Source organism: Burkholderia sp. AU33803, assembly GCF_002223095.1.
Classification (GTDB): Bacteria; Pseudomonadota; Gammaproteobacteria; order Burkholderiales; family Burkholderiaceae; genus Burkholderia.
The window spans coordinates 413532-429488 of record NZ_NKFJ01000004.1; the positions used below are offsets into that span (position 1 = coordinate 413532).

Genomic DNA, 15957 nt, shown 5'->3' on the forward strand with positions numbered 1-15957 from the left:
TTATACAAAACCGCGCGGGTTCCCCTCCTGCCATCGCCAGTGGTCGGCACACATTTCTTCGATGCCGAGCGCGGCACGCCAGCCGATGATGTCGGCCGCGGCCTGCGGGTTCGCGTAGCACTCGCCGATGTCGCCCGGGCGGCGTGCGACGAGCTCGTACGGCACCGGGCGGCCCGACGCCTTCTCGAACGCACGCACGACTTCCAGCACGCTGTAGCCCTGGCCGGTGCCGAGGTTGACGACGAAGCTTGCGTCGCGCTTCGCGAGCGCGTCGAGCGCGGCGATGTGCCCCTTCGCGAGATCGACGACGTGGATGTAGTCGCGCACGCCGGTGCCGTCCGGCGTCGGGTAGTCGGAGCCGAACACGCGCAGCTTTTCCAGCTTGCCGACCGCGACCTGCGCGACATACGGCATCAGGTTGTTCGGGATGCCGGCCGGATCCTCACCGATCAGCCCGCTCGCGTGCGCGCCGACCGGGTTGAAGTAGCGCAGCGTGGCGATGCGCCACGACGGGTCGGAAACTTCGAGATCGCGCAGGATTTGCTCGGCGATCAGCTTCGACTGGCCGTACGGGTTCGTCGCGGACAGCGGGAACGATTCGTCGATCGGCGAGCGCTCTGGCACGCCGTATACGGTCGCGGACGAGCTGAACACGAACTGCTTGACGTTGCGCTCGCGCATCACCTTGAGCACGGCAAGCAGGCCGCCGATGTTGTTCTGGTAGTACTCGAGCGGCTTCGCGACCGATTCGCCGACGGCCTTGAGCGCCGCGAAATGGATCGTGCCGGTGATCGGGTGTGCATCGAATACCTTGGCGAGCGCGGCTTCGTCGCACACGTCGACCTGATGGAACGCGGGCGTCTTGCCCGTGATCCGTTCGACGCGGCGCACGGATTCGGCCTTGCTGTTGACGAGGTTGTCGACGATCACGACGTCGTAGCCGTTGTCGAGCAGCTCGACGGTCGTGTGCGAGCCGATATAGCCCGCTCCGCCCGTGACGAGGATGGTGCCTTTAGCGGTCATTGCTGATGCGCTCCTTCAGAGGGTGATACCGGTTAACGAATGGATAGTACGCCGGTAGCGTTCGACGACCTGCTGTTCGTCGAATTCCGCCGTGACCTTTTGCCGGCCGCGTGCACCCATCGCGTCGCGTCCGGCCGTTCCGAGTTCGATCATGCGGAGCAACTGCTCCGCGAGGCTCGCGCTGTCGCGCACGCGGCACAGGAAGCCCGTGTCGCCGTCGGCGACGACGTCGCGGCAGCCCGGCACGTCGGTCGCGACGATCGGGCGGCCCATCGCCGACGCTTCCATCAGCGTGCGCGGCACGCCTTCGCGGTACGACGGCAGCACGACGCAGTCGGCCGCCGCGATATGCGGGCGCACGTCGTGCGCCTCGCCAAGATACTCGACGACGCCTTCGCCGACCCACGCATCGACATCCGCGCGGCCGATCGCGCTTGGATTGTCGACGCCGAGCGGCCCGAGCAGCTGGAAGCGCGCATTCGGGAAGCGCGCGTGCACGATGCGTGCGGCTTCCACGTATTCGCGCACGCCCTTGTCCCACAACAGCCGGCCGATCAGGATGAAGACGGGCGCGTCGCCGGCGGGCAGCGGCACGGGTGCGAACTGTTCGAGATCGACGCCTTCGCCGTGCAGCAGCCGCGCGCGATCGGGATGCGCGAGCAATTGCTCGTCGGTGAAGGTTGCGAGATCGTCGCGGTTCAGGAACCACACTTCACGCGGGAAGCGGAACGCGAACCGGTACAGGCGCTTCGCGACGCTTGCCGCGCGGCTCTTCTGGATGAAGACGTAGCCGAGCCCGGTCGTCACCGCGATCGACGGCACGCGCGCGAGCCACGCGGCGACCGAGCCGTAGATGTTCGGCTTGATCGTGTAATGGAACACGAGATCGGGTTTCAGCGCACGGTAGTGACGCACCAGCGCGGCGAGCGTGCCGAGATCCTCGCGTGGGCTCGTGCCTTTCGAGGCAACCGCGAGCGCCACGTAGCTGCAGCCCATCTGCTCGAGCAAGGGCACCGTGCGGTCGTGCGGCGCAATGACGATGACCTCGGCGCCGCGCGCGACGAGCGCACGGATCAGCCCGTGGCGATACGTGTAGATCGCCCAGGCCGTGTTGCAGACGAGCGCGATGCGCAGCGGGGAGGTGGCGGACATGAAAAAAAGAATAAATAAAGCGTCGAAATTGCCGAAAGGGCCGGATGCGCGTCAGGCGGACGGCCGCGCGGCGAACAGCGTCTGCTTGATCCGCTGCAACGTCCGGTACGGCGTCACGAAATGCAGCAGGTTCTTGGCGAGGCCGGCCCAGTCGTACGGGTTCAGCGCGTTGAAGTGGCTCAACAGCAGCGTGAGCGTCGACACCAGCTGGCGCCGGCGCTTGGTCGCACTGATCCCGCCCTCGTTCAGTTCGTAATAGAGACCGAGTTCCGGCAGGTTCGCGCAATCGTAGCGTTGCATTAACCGTAAAAAAAGATCGAGATCCTCGGCCGCACGGTATTTGGCGCGATAGTTCCCCACTTCCCGCACCGCGTCGATGCGCAGCATCACCGACGGATGCACGAGCGGCGAGCGCAGGAAGCGCGTGCGGCGCAGCGTGCGCGGATCGGCCGGCGGGGTCAGCATGAAGCGCGGCTCGCCGGCGCGGGACACGACCTGCGTCCACATGCCTACACAGGCCACGCGCGGGTGGGCGCCGAGATAGGCACGCTCCTTCGCGAGGCGCTGCGGCGCGGCGAGATCGCCCGCGTCGATGCGCGCCGCATAGCGGAAGCCGCGTGCGGCGAGCGCGTCGATGCCGGCGGCGAGCGCACGCTCGATGCCGCCGTTCTGCGGCAGGCGCAGCACGTCGATCGTGAGGCCGGGCAGGTCGGGCGCGACGATCGGCGGCGTGCTGCCGTCATCGACGATCAGCACGTGCACGGGCGTGTCCTCGCGAAACGAGGCGAGGGTCCGGACGACGTCGTCGTGCCCGTTGTAGGCCGGCATCAGTACGGCCACGTCGTCGAGCGGGGTCGGGCAATCAGGGGACGTCATGGTCGCAGCTTGAAACGGATGTAATAAAAATTGACGGCGGCGGCAGCCAGGTAGCCGGCCGCCAGCCCGACGAGCGCGCCGTACAGGCCGAGCCGCGGGATCGCGAACAGGTTGACGAGTGCCGCGATCGCGAGCGCGAGCAGCCATTTCGACAGCAACACGAATTTTGCTTGATATTTGAGAACGATAAGATTGCCTATCGCCTCGATGCCGGCGGGCACCGACAGCCAGACCGCCCAGCGGAAGATGTCGACCGAGGCTTCGTAGCCGTGGCCGAACACCTTGCCGACGATCAGCGGGGCGGCGGCGTCGAGCACGAGCGCGCCGGCCGTCATCAGGCAGGCCGTCATCGCGATCAGCCGGACGATGTTACGGCGCAGCCGCGCGACGTCCTGCACGCGGTAGACGAACGCGGGCGCGATCGTCTGCGCGAGCATCAGCGCGAGCGTGATCCAGTTCTCGTTGAGCTGCTGCGCGGCCGAGTAGCGGCCGAGATCGGCGAACGACACGTGACGCTCGAGCATCAGGCGGTCGAGCTTCAGGAACAGGTACATGCAGATGAGGCCGAGCCAGAACACGGTGCCGGCCGTCGCAAAGTGCCTGAAGAGCGGTTTGTCGAACGTCCAGCCGAGCGCGCCGCCGTTACGATGCCGGTAGTACAGCAGCAGCGCGAAGCCGATGGCGGCCGCTTCGAGCGCCCACAGCCACGCGAAGCGGGCGGGGCCCGCGGCCGCGCGGACCAGCAGCCAGACGAGCAGCGCCTTCACCAGCGCGGTGACCATGCTGGTGACGAGCTGCGGCTTGCTGTAGGTCATGCTCTGCAGCCACGCGTTGATGACGCCGACGAACGGCTCGCGGAACACCATCGTGACCGCGAGGCCCGCGAGCATCGCGCCGACCAGCGGATCGAAGGCGCCCGCGGAGATCGCGACCCAGGTCGCGACGAGCGCGGCGACGGAGACGGCGATGCGCAGCGCGAATGCGCTGCCGAGCACCGCGCCGAGCTGGGCGGGCGGGCGCTGGACGATGGTCGGGACGAGGATTTCCGCGCCGCACACCCAGGTGAGCGGCGCCAGTACCAGGAGGAGCGTATTCGCATACTGCCATTTGCCGAACACATCTGGCCCGAAATAACGGGCCAGCAGGCCGCTGATCGCGATCGCGACGCCGATCTGCGTGAGCCGTTCGAGCCCCAGCCAGACGAGATTCGCGACGGCCTTCGCGACGTCCGGGTTGCCGAAGCGCTTCAGCATGCGCGGCGGCGGCGAGCGCGCAAGATGGCCGGCAGGGCGCCCGGGGGCTGCAGGTTGGCGGCGACGGGACGGCTAGGCATTAAAATGGGCGGTATGCGCGTCATCAAAACCCGCGATTATAAGTGGGATCGCGGTCGCTCCCGCCGTTCCGCGCCAGCGGTTTCACGCCGTGCCGGGCCGCATGTATCATGCGCGGCACCGGCGAGCGGCGGCCAGGCAAGCCAGACAATTTTCCATGCACGCAACTGAGAGAAGAGAATCGATGATCTCCCAATCCATCTTCAAGGCATATGACATTCGTGGCGTGGTCGGCAAGACGCTCGACAACGACACCGCGCGCGGGATCGGCCGGGCGTTCGGCAGCGAAGTGCGTGCGCAGGGCGGCGATGCGGTCGTCGTCGCGCGCGACGGCCGCCTGTCCGGGCCGGACCTCGTCGGCGCGCTGGCCGACGGCCTGCGTGCGGCGGGCGTCGACGTCGTCGACGTCGGCATGGTGCCCACGCCGGTCGGTTATTTCGCGGCGAATGTCCCGCTCGCGCTGAAGGGCGGCGAGCGCCGCGTCGATTCGTGCATCGTCGTCACGGGCAGCCACAACCCGCCCGACTACAACGGCTTCAAGATGGTGCTGCGCGGCGCCGCGATCTACGGCGAGCAGATCCAGGCGCTGTACCGGCGCATCGTCGACGAGCGATTCGAGACGGGCAACGGCTCGTACGAGCAGTTCGACGTGGCCGATCAGTACATCGCGCGCATCGTCGGCGACATCAAGCCGGCCCGCCCGATGAAGCTCGTCGTCGACGCCGGCAACGGCGTGGCCGGCCCGCTCGCGACGCGCCTGTTCAAGGCGCTCGGCTGCGAGCTCGTCGAGCGCTTCACCGACATCGACGGCACGTTCCCGAACCACCACCCGGATCCCGCCCACCCGGAAAACCTGCAGGACGTGATCCAGGCGCTGAAGGACACCGACGCCGAGATCGGCTTCGCGTTCGACGGCGACGGCGACCGCCTCGGCGTCGTCACGAAGGACGGCAAGATCATCTATCCGGACCGCCAGCTGATGCTGTTCGCGGAAGAAGTGCTGTCGCGCAACCCGGGCGCGCAGATCATCTATGACGTGAAGTGCACGCGCCACCTCGCGCAATGGGTGAAGTCGAAGGGCGGCGAGCCGCTGATGTGGAAGACGGGCCACTCGCTCGTGAAGGCGAAGCTGCGCGAGACGGGTGCGCCGCTCGCCGGTGAAATGAGCGGCCACGTGTTCTTCAAGGATCGCTGGTACGGCTTCGACGACGGTCTCTACACGGGCGCGCGCCTGCTCGAGATCCTCGCGAAGACGGCCGATCCGAGCGCGCTGCTGAACGGGCTGCCGGACGCGATGAGCACGCCCGAACTGCAGCTGTGGCTCGACGAAGGCGAGAACTTCCGCCTGATCGACAAGCTGCAGAAAGAGGCGAAGTTCGACGGCGCCGAGGAAGTCGTGACGATCGACGGCCTGCGTGTCGAGTACCCGGACGGCTTCGGCCTCGCACGCTCGTCGAACACGACGCCGGTCGTCGTGATGCGTTTCGAGTCGGAGACGCAGGAAGGGCTCAAGCGCATCCAGGAGGACTTCCGCCGCGTGCTGACGGCCGCGAAGCCGGACGTCAAGCTGCCGTTCTGAGCGCGGGCGGCCTCGGGCCGCCACCGGCGCGACGGTGAGTCCGATCGTCGCGCCATCCCCGAAAAGCGGCGCACGCCAAGGGCGTGCGGCCGCTTTTTGTCTGTGTGACTCGCCGGGCGGGATAAAATCCCCCCTTTATGCTTGTCGCCGGCTGCCTGCCGGCGTTTTTTCAGCGTGCAAAAGATCCTGATCGTACGCGTGTCGTCGCTGGGCGACGTCGTGCACAACATGCCGGTGATCGCCGATATCCGGCGGCGCCACCCCGATGCGCAGATCGACTGGCTCGTCGAGGAAAGCTTCGTCGACCTGGTCAAGCTCGTCGACGGCGTGCGCAACGTGCTGCCGTTCTCGTTGCGCCGCTGGCGCAAGAAGCCGTTCTCGGGCACCACGTGGCGCGAGATCCGGGCCTTCCGCCAGCGCCTCGCGGCCGAGCAGTACGACCTCGTGATCGACTGCCAGGGTCTCATCAAGACGGCCTGGGTCGCCAGTTGGGCGCGCGGCCCGCTCGTCGGGCTCGGCAACCGCACCGACGGCGCCGGCTACGAGTGGCCGGTGCGCTTCTTCTATCGCAAGCGCGTGCCGATCGCGCCGCGCACGCACGTCGTCGAGCGCTCGCGGCAACTCGTCGCGGCCGCGCTGGGCGACCCGGCGCCGACGCCGGCCGATCCGGTCGAGTTCGGCCTCGATACGCGCGCGGCGGCGCTCGCGGTGGCCGCGCTCGGGCTGAACCTGCCGGTGCCGTACGTGGTGTTCGTCCATGCGACGTCGCGTGCCGACAAGCAATGGCCGGACGCCGCGTGGATCGAGCTCGGCCAGGCGCTCGTGCGGCGCGGTGCGTCGCTCGTGCTGCCGTGGGGCAACGACGCGGAGCGCGCGACCAGCGAGCGGCTGGCGCAGGCGTTCGGCGCGGCGGCGATCGTGCCGCCGAAGCTGTCGCTGCCGGCCGTGGTCGGCCTGATCGACGGCGCGGATGCGATCGTCGGGGTTGATACAGGTCTGGTTCACATCGCGGCCGCGCTGAAGCGTCCGACGGTCGAACTGTACAATTTCGCGACGGCCTGGCGGACCGGCGGCTACTGGTCGCCGAACGTCGTCAATCTCGGCACGGCGGGGCAGCCCCCGTCGATCGCGCAGGTGAAGTCGGCGCTCGCGGGCTTCGGTCTCCTGTAACGCAGTCACACGCGCGAACCCACGCGAACCGAACATGAGCGAATCCCAGATCATCGAAGTCCCGTCCGCCGACTGGAGCGGACACAACCTGTCGGCGCCGCGCGAGCAACTGCTGGCCGCCGTCGAGGAAGGCAAGGTGCTGTATTTCCCGCACCTGCGTTTCGCGATCGAAGGCGGCGAGGAAGCGCTGCTCGATCCGGCGCTCGCCGACCCGAAACGCAAGAACATCAGCCTCGCGCCGAACGGCGGCGCGCTCGCCGGCGTGCTCGGCGACAGCGTCACGCAGTCGGCGGTGCGCGCGCTCGTCGCGCGCTTCCAGCAGCAGGCCGGCACGCTCGTCGACGGCCTCTTTCCCGAATACCGCGGCAAGCTGCGCGTCGCGCCGACAAGCCTGCGGCTGCTGCAGGTCGAGACGCGCCAGACGTCGTGGCGCAAGGACGACAGCCGGCTGCACGTCGACGCGTTCCCGTCGCGGCCCAATTACGGCGAGCGCATCCTGCGCGTGTTCACGAACGTGAACCCGGCCGGCGTGCCGCGCGTGTGGCGCGTCGGCGAGCCGTTCGAGGACGTCGCGAAGCGTTTCCTGCCGCACATCAAGCCGCAGTTGCCGGGCGCCGCATGGCTGCTGAACCTGCTGCACGTGACGAAGTCGCCGCGCAGCGCGTACGACCACCTGATGCTGAACCTGCACGACAGCATGAAGGCCGATCTCGACTACCAGAAGACTTGTCCACAGCAAACGATGCCGTTTCCGCCGGGCAGCGTGTGGATATGTTTCTCCGATCAGACTTCGCACGCTGTGATGTCCGGCCAGTTCATGCTCGAACAGACCTTCTTCCTGCCGGTCGACGCGATGGTGCGCCGCGAATGCGCGCCGCTCGGCATTCTCGAACGCCTGACGGGCAGGGCGCTGGTTTGAGCGCGCATTTTCGTCGAAGCAAGACCAGGGGCGCGGCATGCTGAGGGTGATCTATCGCGCGCTGTGGTGGCTCGTCGCCCCGATCGCCGTCATCCGGCTATACGTGCGCGCGCGCAAGGAGCGCGGCTATCGCGAACACATCGGCGAACGCTTCGGCCACGTGGCCGGCCGCTCGCGCGACGACCGTGCGCCGCTGATCTGGGTGCACGCGGTTTCGGTCGGCGAGACGCGCGCGGCGCAGCCGCTGATCGACGCGCTGATGCACGCCCGGCCCGACGCGCGGATTCTGCTCACGCACATGACGCCGAGCGGCCGCGCGACCGGCGAACAGATCTTCGGCGATCGCGTGCTGCGCTGCTACCTGCCGTACGACATGCCCGGCGCGGTGCGGCGTTTCCTGCGCGCGTGGCGGCCGACGCTCGGCCTCGTGATGGAAACCGAGGTGTGGCCCACGCTGATCGACGAGTGCCGCCGTGCGGACGTGCCGCTGGTGCTGACCAATGCGCGCATGTCCGCGCGTTCGTTCCGGCGGGCATCGAAGTTCGGCGCGGCGACGCACGACGTGTTCGGCGGCTTCTCGCGCGTGCTCGCGCAGAGCCCGGCCGATGCGGAGCGGCTGACGTCGCTCGGCGCGCGCAACGTGACCGTGCTCGGCAACCTGAAGTTCGACATGACGACGCCCCCGGAACTCGCGGCGCGCGGCCATGCGTGGCGCGAGGCGATCGGCACGCGGCCCGTGTGGGTGGCCGCGAGCACGCGCGAGAACGAGGAGGCGCTGGTGCTCGACGCATTCGCGGCGATGCGCACGCCCGGCGCGCTGCTGGTGCTCGTGCCGCGTCATCCGCAGCGTTTCGCCGAGGTCGAGGCGCTCGTCGAGCGCAGCGGGCTCAAGTGTGTGCGACGCTCGGTGTGGGCGGCCGACAAGGCCGCGCTCGCGTCTGGCCGGCCGGCTGCCGAGCCGCTGCCGGACGACGTGACGGTGCTGCTCGGCGATTCGATGGGCGAGCTCGGCGCGTATTACGCGGCGGCCGACATCGCGTTCATCGGCGGCAGCCTGCTGCCGCTCGGCGGCCAGAACCTGATCGAAGCGTGCGCGGTCGGCGTGCCGGTGCTGATCGGCAAGCACGTGTTCAACTTCACGCAGGCGACCGCCGACGCCGTCGCGGCCGGCGCGGCGTTGCAGGTCGAGGATCCGCTCGATCTCGCACACGTGCTCGACGCGCTGTTCGCCGACAAGGCGCGGCGCATCGCAATGGGCGCGGCCGGCGCGGCGTTCGCATCGCGTCATCGCGGCGCGACCGCACGTACGGTCGACGTGCTCGCGGCACTGTTGCCGCCCGCTGAACGCGGCGTGCGCTCGCTGCCGGACGCGCAGGACCCGTCCGACGACTAGACGATGGCGGCGCAATGCCGCCATGAGCAGGCGTGGCGGCACCGGATGACGATGCCGCCACGTCGCTCAGACCGTCAGCAAACCCTTCTTCTCGATGAACGCGATCACGTCCGCGACGCCTTCGAGTGCCTTCAGGTTCGTCATCACGTAAGGCCGCTCGCCGCGCATCTTCTTCGTGTCGGATGCCATCACGTCGAGGTTCGCGCCGACCAGCGGCGCGAGATCCGTCTTGTTGATCACGAGCAGGTCGGACTTCGTGATGCCGGGGCCGCCCTTGCGCGGAATCTTCTCGCCGCCCGCCACGTCGATCACGTAGATCGTCAGGTCCGACAGCTCGGGGCTGAAGGTCGCCGCGAGATTGTCGCCGCCGGATTCGATGAACACGATGTCGGCGTCGGGGAAGCGCGACAGCATCCGGTCGACGGCCTCGAGGTTGATCGACGCGTCCTCGCGGATCGCCGTGTGCGGGCAGCCGCCCGTCTCGACGCCCATGATGCGTTCCTCGGGCAGCGCGCCCGCGACCGTCAGCAGCCGCTGGTCTTCCTTCGTATAGATGTCGTTGGTGATCGCGACGAGGTCGTATTGGTCGCGCATCGCCTTGCACAGCATTTCGAGTAGCGTGGTCTTGCCGGAGCCGACGGGGCCGCCGATGCCGACGCGCAGCGGCGGCAGTTTCTTCGTGCGGCGGGCGGAGGAGGGAGCAGGTGCGTTCATGGCGGGTAGCGTCGGGTTCAGGAGCGGAACAACCGCGAATACTGGGTTTCGTGCCGCGCGGACAGGATGCCGAGCTGCGGCGCGAACGTGTTGACGGCGTCGGGCGGCGTCGCGAGCGCGCGGCGCACGGCCGCGTCGATCGCGCCGCGCAGCGCGACGATGATGCGTTGCCCGGCGAGCTGGCCGAGCGGCACGGCCTTCAGCGCGGCGGACGTCTGGTTCTCGACCCAGCCGAATGCATAAGCGGCGAGCACCGCATCGGCGCTCGCGTCGTGCGCGGCGGCCGCGTACGCGAATGCGGTGGGCAGCGCGATCGGCGCAATCACCGCGAGCGTCGCGCGGCGCGCGCCATCGCCCCATTCGAGCGACGCGCAGAGCTGCGCGAGCGACCAGCCCATCTGTTCGGTCTCGCGACGCAGTTCCGCCGATTCGCGGCTCGCGATGAACCACGCATTCTCGGCGGCGAGCGCCGGCGCGTCGTGCGCGTGCCAGCGCGCGAGCTGGTGCGCGAGGAACGGCAGCTCGCCGTGCGCGAGCACGTCGGTCAGGCCGCTCGCGATCCAGTCGCGCGCGGTATCCGCGTCGTGGATCAGGTTCGCGTCGAGTGCCGCTTCGAGCCCCTGCGAATAGCTGAACGCGCCGATCGGCAGCGCCGGCGATGCAAGATGCAGCAGCGCGACGAGTTCAGTGGTGGTCATGGCCGTGGCCGTGCGCGCAACCGGGACCATGCTGATGGTCGTGGTCGTGGTCGTGGTCGTGGTCGTGGTCGTGGTCGTGCGAGTGCGAATGGCCGTGATGCTCGCCGAACACCTGCTGCGCGAGCGCGTAGTCCTCGGCGAAGGTCGCATCGTGCCCGTGCTTGTGGCCGCCGCCGTACGCGCCGGCTTCCGGCTGGAACGGTGCAACGGTCTCCTCGACCTGCGTGCCGAGCCGGCGCAGCATGTCCGCGAGCACCGGGTCGGCTTCGAGTTTCAGGTAGCCGTCGCCGATCTCGACCGGCGTGTGGCGGTTGCCGAGGTGGTACGCGGCGCGCATCAGCGTGAGCGGGTCGGCCGCGCGCACGCGCAGCACGGTCTCGGGCGCCGCGGCAACGCGCACGAGGGCGCCGTCGTCGGCGACGAGCACGTCGCCGTCGCGCAGGATCGTGCCGCGCGGCAGCACGACCGCGACGTCCTCGCCGGTGTCGAGCGTCGCCGCGAGGCGGCTCTTGCAGCGGGCGTCGTAGGTGAGCGTGAGCGTCGGCGCGCGCGCGACGAGCGACGCGGCGAGTTTCACGTTCGGGGCAATGCGTTTGTCGAGGGTGCGCATGAATCGAAAGCCGGCAATCAGGTCAGAACAGGAAATAGCGCTGCGCCATCGGCAGCACCTTCGCTGGCTCGCAGGTGAGCAACTGGCCGTCGGCGATCACGTCGTAGGTTTCGGGGTCGACGCTGATCGACGGGCGCCACGCGTTGTGGATCATGTCGGCCTTCGTCACGTTGCGGCAGTTGCGCACCGGCACGATCTGCTTCGCGAGCCCGTAGCGTTCCGCGATGTCCGCATCGGCGGCCATCTGCGACACGAAGGTCAGCGACGTGCGCGCGAGCGCCCCGCCGCGGGTGGCGAACATCTCGCGATAGTGGACCGGCTGCGGCGTCGGGATCGACGCGTTCGGGTCGCCCATCTGCGCCATCGCGATCATGCCGCCCTTCAAAATCATCGACGGCTTGATCCCGAAGAACGCCGGCTCCCACAGCACGAGGTCGGCCCACTTGCCCGGCTCGATCGAGCCGACTTCATGCGCGATGCCGTGCGTGAGCGCCGGGTTGATCGTGTACTTCGCGACGTAGCGCTTCGCGCGGAAGTTGTCGTTGCGCGTGCTGTCTTCCGGCAGCGCGCCGCGCTGCACCTTCATCTTGTGCGCGGTCTGCCAGGTGCGGATGATCACCTCGCCGACGCGGCCCATCGCCTGCGAGTCGGACGACAGCATCGACAGCGCGCCGAGATCGTGCAGGATATCCTCGGCCGCGATCGTCTCGCGGCGGATCCGCGATTCGGCGAACGCGAGATCCTCGGCGATCGACGGATCGAGGTGATGGCACACCATCAGCATGTCGAGATGCTCGTCGAGCGTGTTGATCGTGTACGGGCGCGTCGGGTTGGTCGACGACGGCAGCACGTTCGACTCGCCGCACACCTTCAGGATGTCGGGCGCATGGCCGCCGCCCGCACCTTCGGTGTGGTACGTGTGGATCGTGCGGCCCTTGAACGCGGCGACCGTCGATTCGACGAAGCCGCCTTCGTTCAGCGTGTCGGTGTGGATCGCGACCTGCGTGTCGGTGTCGTCGGCGACGGACAGGCAGTTGTCGATCGCGGCGGGCGTCGTGCCCCAGTCCTCGTGCAGCTTCAGCCCGATCGCGCCGGCCGCGATCTGCTCGACGAGCGGCTGCGGCAGGCTCGCATTGCCCTTGCCGAGAAAGCCGAGATTGATCGGCCAGCCGTCGGCGGCCTGCAGCATCCGTTCCATGTGCCACGGCCCCGGCGTGCAGGTCGTCGCGTTGGTGCCGGTGGCCGGCCCCGTGCCGCCGCCGAGCATCGTCGTGACGCCCGACGCGAGCGCCTCGTCGATCTGCTGCGGGCTGATGAAGTGGATGTGCGTGTCGATGCCGCCGGCCGTCACGATCAGCCCTTCGCCGGCGATCACTTCGGTCGCGGCGCCGATCGCGATCGTCACGCCCGGCTGGATGTCCGGGTTGCCGGCCTTGCCGATCGCGGCGATGCGGCCGTGCTTGATCGCGATGTCGGCTTTCACGATGCCCCAGTGATCGAGGATCACCGCGTTCGTGATGATCGTGTCGGGCACGTCGGCGGCCACGCGCTGCGACTGGCCCATCCCGTCGCGGATCACTTTCCCGCCGCCGAACTTCACTTCCTCGCCGTAGGTCGTGAAGTCGCGTTCGATCTCGATCAGCAGCTCGGTATCGGCGAGCCGGACGCGGTCGCCCGTCGTCGGCCCGAACATTTCCGCGTACGCGCGGCGGCTCAAGCGTAGTGTCATGTGTTGTTCCTGAAGAGCGGGGCGCGGCTTACAGCGGCCCCATCACCTTGCCTTGAAAACCGTAGACGGCGCGATCGCCCGCGAGCGTGACCAGTTCGACGGTGCGCGTCTGGCCCGGCTCGAAGCGCACCGCGGTGCCGGCCGCGATGTTCAGGCGAAAGCCGCGCGCGGCCGTGCGATCGAACGACAGTGCGTCGTTGACTTCGAAGAAGTGGTAGTGCGAGCCGACCTGCACCGGGCGGTCGCCGGTGTTCGCGACGACGAGCGTCAGCGTCGCGCGGCCCGCGTTCAGTTCGTGTTCGCCGTCGTCGGTGAGGATTTCGCCGGGGATCATGCGGGGCCTCACGGAATCGGGTGATGGACGGTCACGAGCTTCGTACCGTCGGGGAAGGTCGCCTCGACCTGGATGTCGGGAATCATCTCCGGCACGCCGTCCATCACGTCGTCGCGCGTGAGCAGCGTCGTGCCGTAGTGCATCACCTCGGCGACCGTCTTGCCGTCGCGCGCGGCTTCCATCAGCGCGGCGGTGATGAAGGCGACCGCCTCCGGATAGTTGAGCTTCAGGCCGCGTGCGCGACGGCGCTCGGCCAGCAGCGCCGCCGTGAAGATCAGCAGCTTGTCCTTCTCGCGGGGAGTCAGTTTCATGAAGGCAAACGTTCAGTAAAACGTAATTTTTATCGGTGCGCGCGCAACGGGGCGGACGCGCGGTTCATCGTAGCACCGCGCTGTTTTGCGTGCGTCGTGTATCGGTTATGTAAGGAGCAAGGCGCGTGCCATGTGCATGGAACGCAGTGGGATGCGCGCTTGTGGTGCGCGATGCATGGGTAACGTGCGGCGCCGGGCGCGACGCTGCGCCGAAACGGTGCGTGGTATGACCGCGCTCAGGTTTGCCAGAGGCGCAGCGGCCGTGCGTCGACGCCGTGCACGATCGGCCGCAGATGCAGCCAGCACTCGATGAAGTGGCGTTGCAGCGCTTCCATCGACGTCGACAGCGCACGAACCAGCACGACGCCCGGCGTCACGCAGGTCGCGCCCGCGCGCAGCGTGCCATCGAACGGCATCCGTGCGGCGAGCGATTCGGCGAGCGCGGCGTCGCACGCGGTGCCGACGGCCCACAGCGTGCCGTACGCGGGAAAGCCGGCGAGACCCTGCAGCGCGCCGCGCAGCGGGTCGTGCGCATCGAGCAGCGCGCGTTCGGTCCACAGCGGCCGGCCGTCGGCAGCGACGAGCGCCGAAGTCGACGTGATACGGCCCGCCGACCAGGTTTCGCCGGCCGCCTGCCGGCCGAGCTGCGTTGCATCCCAGCCGATCGCGCTGGCGCCCGCGCCGAGCTTGACCGTGAAATCGAGCGACGCATGCGCCGAATCGAAGAACAGGTTGTTCTGCGGCAGCCAGTCGAGCTTCGCGTGTTCGCCGACCGTGATGCCGATGCGCTGCGTCGCGTCCAGCCCGTTCGACTTGTACCACTTGGTCGCGCCGGGCGTCGTCAGCACCGCGTGCGTGCCGTCGCCGAGCGCGATGTCGATGTCGAGCCGGTCGCCGCCTGCGACGCCGCCCGGCGGGTGGACGATCACCGCGTGGCAGATCGCATCGCCTTCCGGGTATAGCGGCCGCTGCACGCGCAGCGGGCCGTCGTGCAGCCGGTGCGCGAGCGTCGTGCGCGCGCCGTGCCGCTCGAAGCCGAGTTCGAGGCGGCCGCGCCACGACTTGGCGACGGCGGGGCGGGACAGCGGGGCGTGGGAATCGGGGGCGGACATCGGCGGGAAGCAGGGGACGGGCGCGGGGAACGAGGATGCTACCGCAACAATAATGCAGATGCCGCGCGCCGTGAAAGCGCCAGATTCGGCAGAGCCGCGAATCCGCTCCGTGCGCGCCCGGGGAGGTGGTGCGGAAATGACGCCACGTTGCTGGCGCCGCTACACCTGGTTTGTTGGCGTGGTGTCGGTCACCGCGTCAGCCGGCGCATGTTCCCGGTCGGATACGCGTTGAGTGTTTGCGGAAAATAGCGACTTCATTTGATGTTCTGCAAATAATCAGCGCAAGGATCACGAGGTCGGAATCTCCGCACGTCACACCGCGATCAGCTCGCGCACGCCGTTCGCTTCCATTTCGTGCGCGTCGCCGCCCGCGACGATCTCGCCGCGGCTCATCACCCAGTAGCGGTCGGCGATCGACTGGGCGAAATCGTAATACTGCTCGACGAGCAGCACGGTCATCTTCGATTCGTCGACGAGCTGGCGCAGCGTGCGGCCGATGTCCTGGATGATCGACGGCTGGATGCCTTCGGTCGGCTCGTCGAGGATCAGCAGCTGCGGCTCGCTCATCAGCGCACGGCCGATCGCGAGCTGCTGCTGCTGGCCGCCCGACAGGTCGCCGCCGCGTCGCGCGCGCATGTCCTTCAGCACCGGGAACAGCTCGTAGATGCGGTCGGGCACCTTCGATGGCGCCTTGCGGCTCGCCGCGCCGACGAGCAGGTTTTCCTCGACGGTCAGCCGCGGAAAGATGTCGCGGCCCTGCGGCACGTAGGCGAGCCCGGCCGCGACGCGTGCATACGGCGGCATCGCGCCGAGCGCCGTGCCGCGCCACGACACGCTGCCGCTCTTCGCGGCGACGACGCCCATCAGGCAGCGCAGCAGCGTGCTCTTGCCGACCCCGTTGCGGCCGAGCAGCACGGTGAGCTTGCCGTCGTCGGCGGTGAGGCTCACGTTGCGCAGGATATGGCTGCCGCCGTAGTACTGGTTCAGTGCATCGATCTTCAGCATC

16 protein-coding genes are annotated in these 15957 nt (G+C 68.4%); 4 read left to right on the top strand and 12 right to left on the bottom strand.

The genetic code is table 11. The features are described from left to right. Genes galE through CFB41_RS04295 form a run of 4 tightly spaced genes read right to left on the bottom strand, consistent with a single transcriptional unit; the run spans window position 1 to window position 4304 of the window. Window positions 1-1023, bottom strand: a complete 1023-nt coding sequence (gene galE / locus CFB41_RS04280; protein ID WP_089455721.1) for a UDP-glucose 4-epimerase GalE — start codon at window positions 1021-1023, stop codon at window positions 1-3. Between the two features lie 15 nt (window positions 1024-1038). Continuing rightward, on the bottom strand, window positions 1039-2175 hold the full coding sequence (locus tag CFB41_RS04285; protein ID WP_089455722.1) for a glycosyltransferase family 4 protein: 1137 nt from the start codon (window positions 2173-2175) through the stop codon (window positions 1039-1041). A 51-nt stretch (window positions 2176-2226) separates the two neighbouring features. Beyond that, a complete protein-coding gene (locus CFB41_RS04290; protein ID WP_089455723.1) occupies window positions 2227-3051 on the bottom strand; it encodes a glycosyltransferase in 825 nt (274 codons plus the stop codon). Further along, on the bottom strand, window positions 3048-4304 hold the full coding sequence (locus CFB41_RS04295; RefSeq protein WP_089455724.1) for a lipopolysaccharide biosynthesis protein: 1257 nt from the start codon (window positions 4302-4304) through the stop codon (window positions 3048-3050). The genes CFB41_RS04290 and CFB41_RS04295 overlap by 4 nt, the downstream gene beginning before the upstream one ends. A gap of 262 nt (window positions 4305-4566) precedes the next feature. Here CFB41_RS04295 and CFB41_RS04305 point away from each other — a divergent pair, with 262 nt between their 5' ends. The 4 genes from CFB41_RS04305 (at window position 4567) to waaA (ending at window position 9443) form a co-directional block, all read left to right on the top strand. Further along, on the top strand, window positions 4567-5961 hold the full coding sequence (locus CFB41_RS04305) for a phosphomannomutase/phosphoglucomutase (RefSeq protein ID WP_089455726.1): 1395 nt from the start codon (window positions 4567-4569) through the stop codon (window positions 5959-5961). 174 nt (window positions 5962-6135) lie between these two features. Continuing rightward, complete coding sequence (gene waaC / locus CFB41_RS04310) at window positions 6136-7131, top strand: lipopolysaccharide heptosyltransferase I (protein WP_089439395.1); 996 nt, start codon at window positions 6136-6138, stop codon at window positions 7129-7131. Between the two features lie 34 nt (window positions 7132-7165). Then, on the top strand, window positions 7166-8050 hold the full coding sequence (locus CFB41_RS04315; protein WP_089455727.1) for a Kdo hydroxylase family protein: 885 nt from the start codon (window positions 7166-7168) through the stop codon (window positions 8048-8050). A 37-nt stretch (window positions 8051-8087) separates the two neighbouring features. After that, entirely contained in the window at window positions 8088-9443 is a 1356-nt protein-coding gene (gene waaA, locus CFB41_RS04320; protein WP_089455728.1) for a lipid IV(A) 3-deoxy-D-manno-octulosonic acid transferase, read from the top strand. Between the two features lie 66 nt (window positions 9444-9509). On the opposite strand, the gene ureG is transcribed toward waaA, so the two are convergent. The 8 genes from ureG to urtE all read right to left on the bottom strand — a co-directional run bounded on the left by ureG (window position 9510) and on the right by urtE (window position 15956). Beyond that, the gene (gene ureG / locus CFB41_RS04325) at window positions 9510-10157 is read right to left on the bottom strand and encodes an urease accessory protein UreG (RefSeq protein WP_089455729.1); all 648 of its coding nucleotides are present in this window, start codon (window positions 10155-10157) and stop codon (window positions 9510-9512) included. 17 nt (window positions 10158-10174) lie between these two features. Beyond that, window positions 10175-10855, bottom strand: a complete 681-nt coding sequence (locus CFB41_RS04330; protein ID WP_089455730.1) for an urease accessory protein UreF — start codon at window positions 10853-10855, stop codon at window positions 10175-10177. Next, window positions 10842-11465 carry an urease accessory protein UreE gene (gene ureE, locus CFB41_RS04335; RefSeq protein WP_089455731.1) on the bottom strand — a complete coding sequence of 208 codons (624 nt, stop codon included), beginning with the start codon at window positions 11463-11465 and terminating at the stop codon, window positions 10842-10844. The genes CFB41_RS04330 and ureE overlap by 14 nt, the downstream gene beginning before the upstream one ends. Before the next feature lie 22 nt (window positions 11466-11487). Next, window positions 11488-13194, bottom strand: coding sequence for an urease subunit alpha (ureC, locus tag CFB41_RS04340; RefSeq protein ID WP_089455732.1), 1707 nt, complete (start codon window positions 13192-13194; stop codon window positions 11488-11490). Window positions 13195-13222: 28 nt separating this feature from the next. Continuing rightward, window positions 13223-13528 (bottom strand): urease subunit beta, encoded by a 306-nt coding sequence (locus tag CFB41_RS04345; protein WP_089455733.1) that lies wholly within the window; start codon window positions 13526-13528, stop codon window positions 13223-13225. 8 nt (window positions 13529-13536) lie between these two features. Further along, window positions 13537-13839: an urease subunit gamma gene (gene ureA / locus CFB41_RS04350; protein ID WP_006406310.1), complete on the bottom strand. Its 303-nt coding sequence runs from the start codon at window positions 13837-13839 to the stop codon at window positions 13537-13539. Window positions 13840-14075: 236 nt separating this feature from the next. Further along, window positions 14076-14951, bottom strand: a complete 876-nt coding sequence (locus tag CFB41_RS04355) for an urease accessory protein UreD (RefSeq protein WP_089455734.1) — start codon at window positions 14949-14951, stop codon at window positions 14076-14078. 312 nt (window positions 14952-15263) lie between these two features. Continuing rightward, window positions 15264-15956: an urea ABC transporter ATP-binding subunit UrtE gene (urtE, locus tag CFB41_RS04360; RefSeq protein WP_089456559.1), complete on the bottom strand. Its 693-nt coding sequence runs from the start codon at window positions 15954-15956 to the stop codon at window positions 15264-15266. Between the last annotated feature and the right edge of the window lies 1 nt (window position 15957).

Excerpts from the sequence above, each read along its gene's own strand:
- galE (WP_089455721.1), bottom strand. The coding sequence starts at position 1,023 with ATGACCGCTAAAGGCACCATCCTCGTCACGGGCGGAGCGGGCTATATC.
- CFB41_RS04285 (WP_089455722.1), bottom strand. The coding sequence starts at position 2,175 with ATGTCCGCCACCTCCCCGCTGCGCATCGCGCTCGTCTGCAACACGGCC.
- CFB41_RS04290 (WP_089455723.1), bottom strand. The coding sequence starts at position 3,051 with ATGACGTCCCCTGATTGCCCGACCCCGCTCGACGACGTGGCCGTACTG.
- CFB41_RS04295 (WP_089455724.1), bottom strand. The coding sequence starts at position 4,304 with ATGCTGAAGCGCTTCGGCAACCCGGACGTCGCGAAGGCCGTCGCGAAT.
- CFB41_RS04305 (WP_089455726.1), top strand. The coding sequence starts at position 4,567 with ATGATCTCCCAATCCATCTTCAAGGCATATGACATTCGTGGCGTGGTC.
- CFB41_RS04315 (WP_089455727.1), top strand. The coding sequence starts at position 7,166 with ATGAGCGAATCCCAGATCATCGAAGTCCCGTCCGCCGACTGGAGCGGA.
- waaA (WP_089455728.1), top strand. The coding sequence starts at position 8,088 with ATGCTGAGGGTGATCTATCGCGCGCTGTGGTGGCTCGTCGCCCCGATC.
- ureG (WP_089455729.1), bottom strand. The coding sequence starts at position 10,157 with ATGAACGCACCTGCTCCCTCCTCCGCCCGCCGCACGAAGAAACTGCCG.
- CFB41_RS04330 (WP_089455730.1), bottom strand. The coding sequence starts at position 10,855 with ATGACCACCACTGAACTCGTCGCGCTGCTGCATCTTGCATCGCCGGCG.
- ureE (WP_089455731.1), bottom strand. The coding sequence starts at position 11,465 with ATGCGCACCCTCGACAAACGCATTGCCCCGAACGTGAAACTCGCCGCG.
- ureC (WP_089455732.1), bottom strand. The coding sequence starts at position 13,194 with ATGACACTACGCTTGAGCCGCCGCGCGTACGCGGAAATGTTCGGGCCG.
- CFB41_RS04345 (WP_089455733.1), bottom strand. The coding sequence starts at position 13,528 with ATGATCCCCGGCGAAATCCTCACCGACGACGGCGAACACGAACTGAAC.
- ureA (WP_006406310.1), bottom strand. The coding sequence starts at position 13,839 with ATGAAACTGACTCCCCGCGAGAAGGACAAGCTGCTGATCTTCACGGCG.
- CFB41_RS04355 (WP_089455734.1), bottom strand. The coding sequence starts at position 14,951 with ATGTCCGCCCCCGATTCCCACGCCCCGCTGTCCCGCCCCGCCGTCGCC.
- urtE (WP_089456559.1), bottom strand. The coding sequence starts at position 15,956 with ATGCTGAAGATCGATGCACTGAACCAGTACTACGGCGGCAGCCATATC.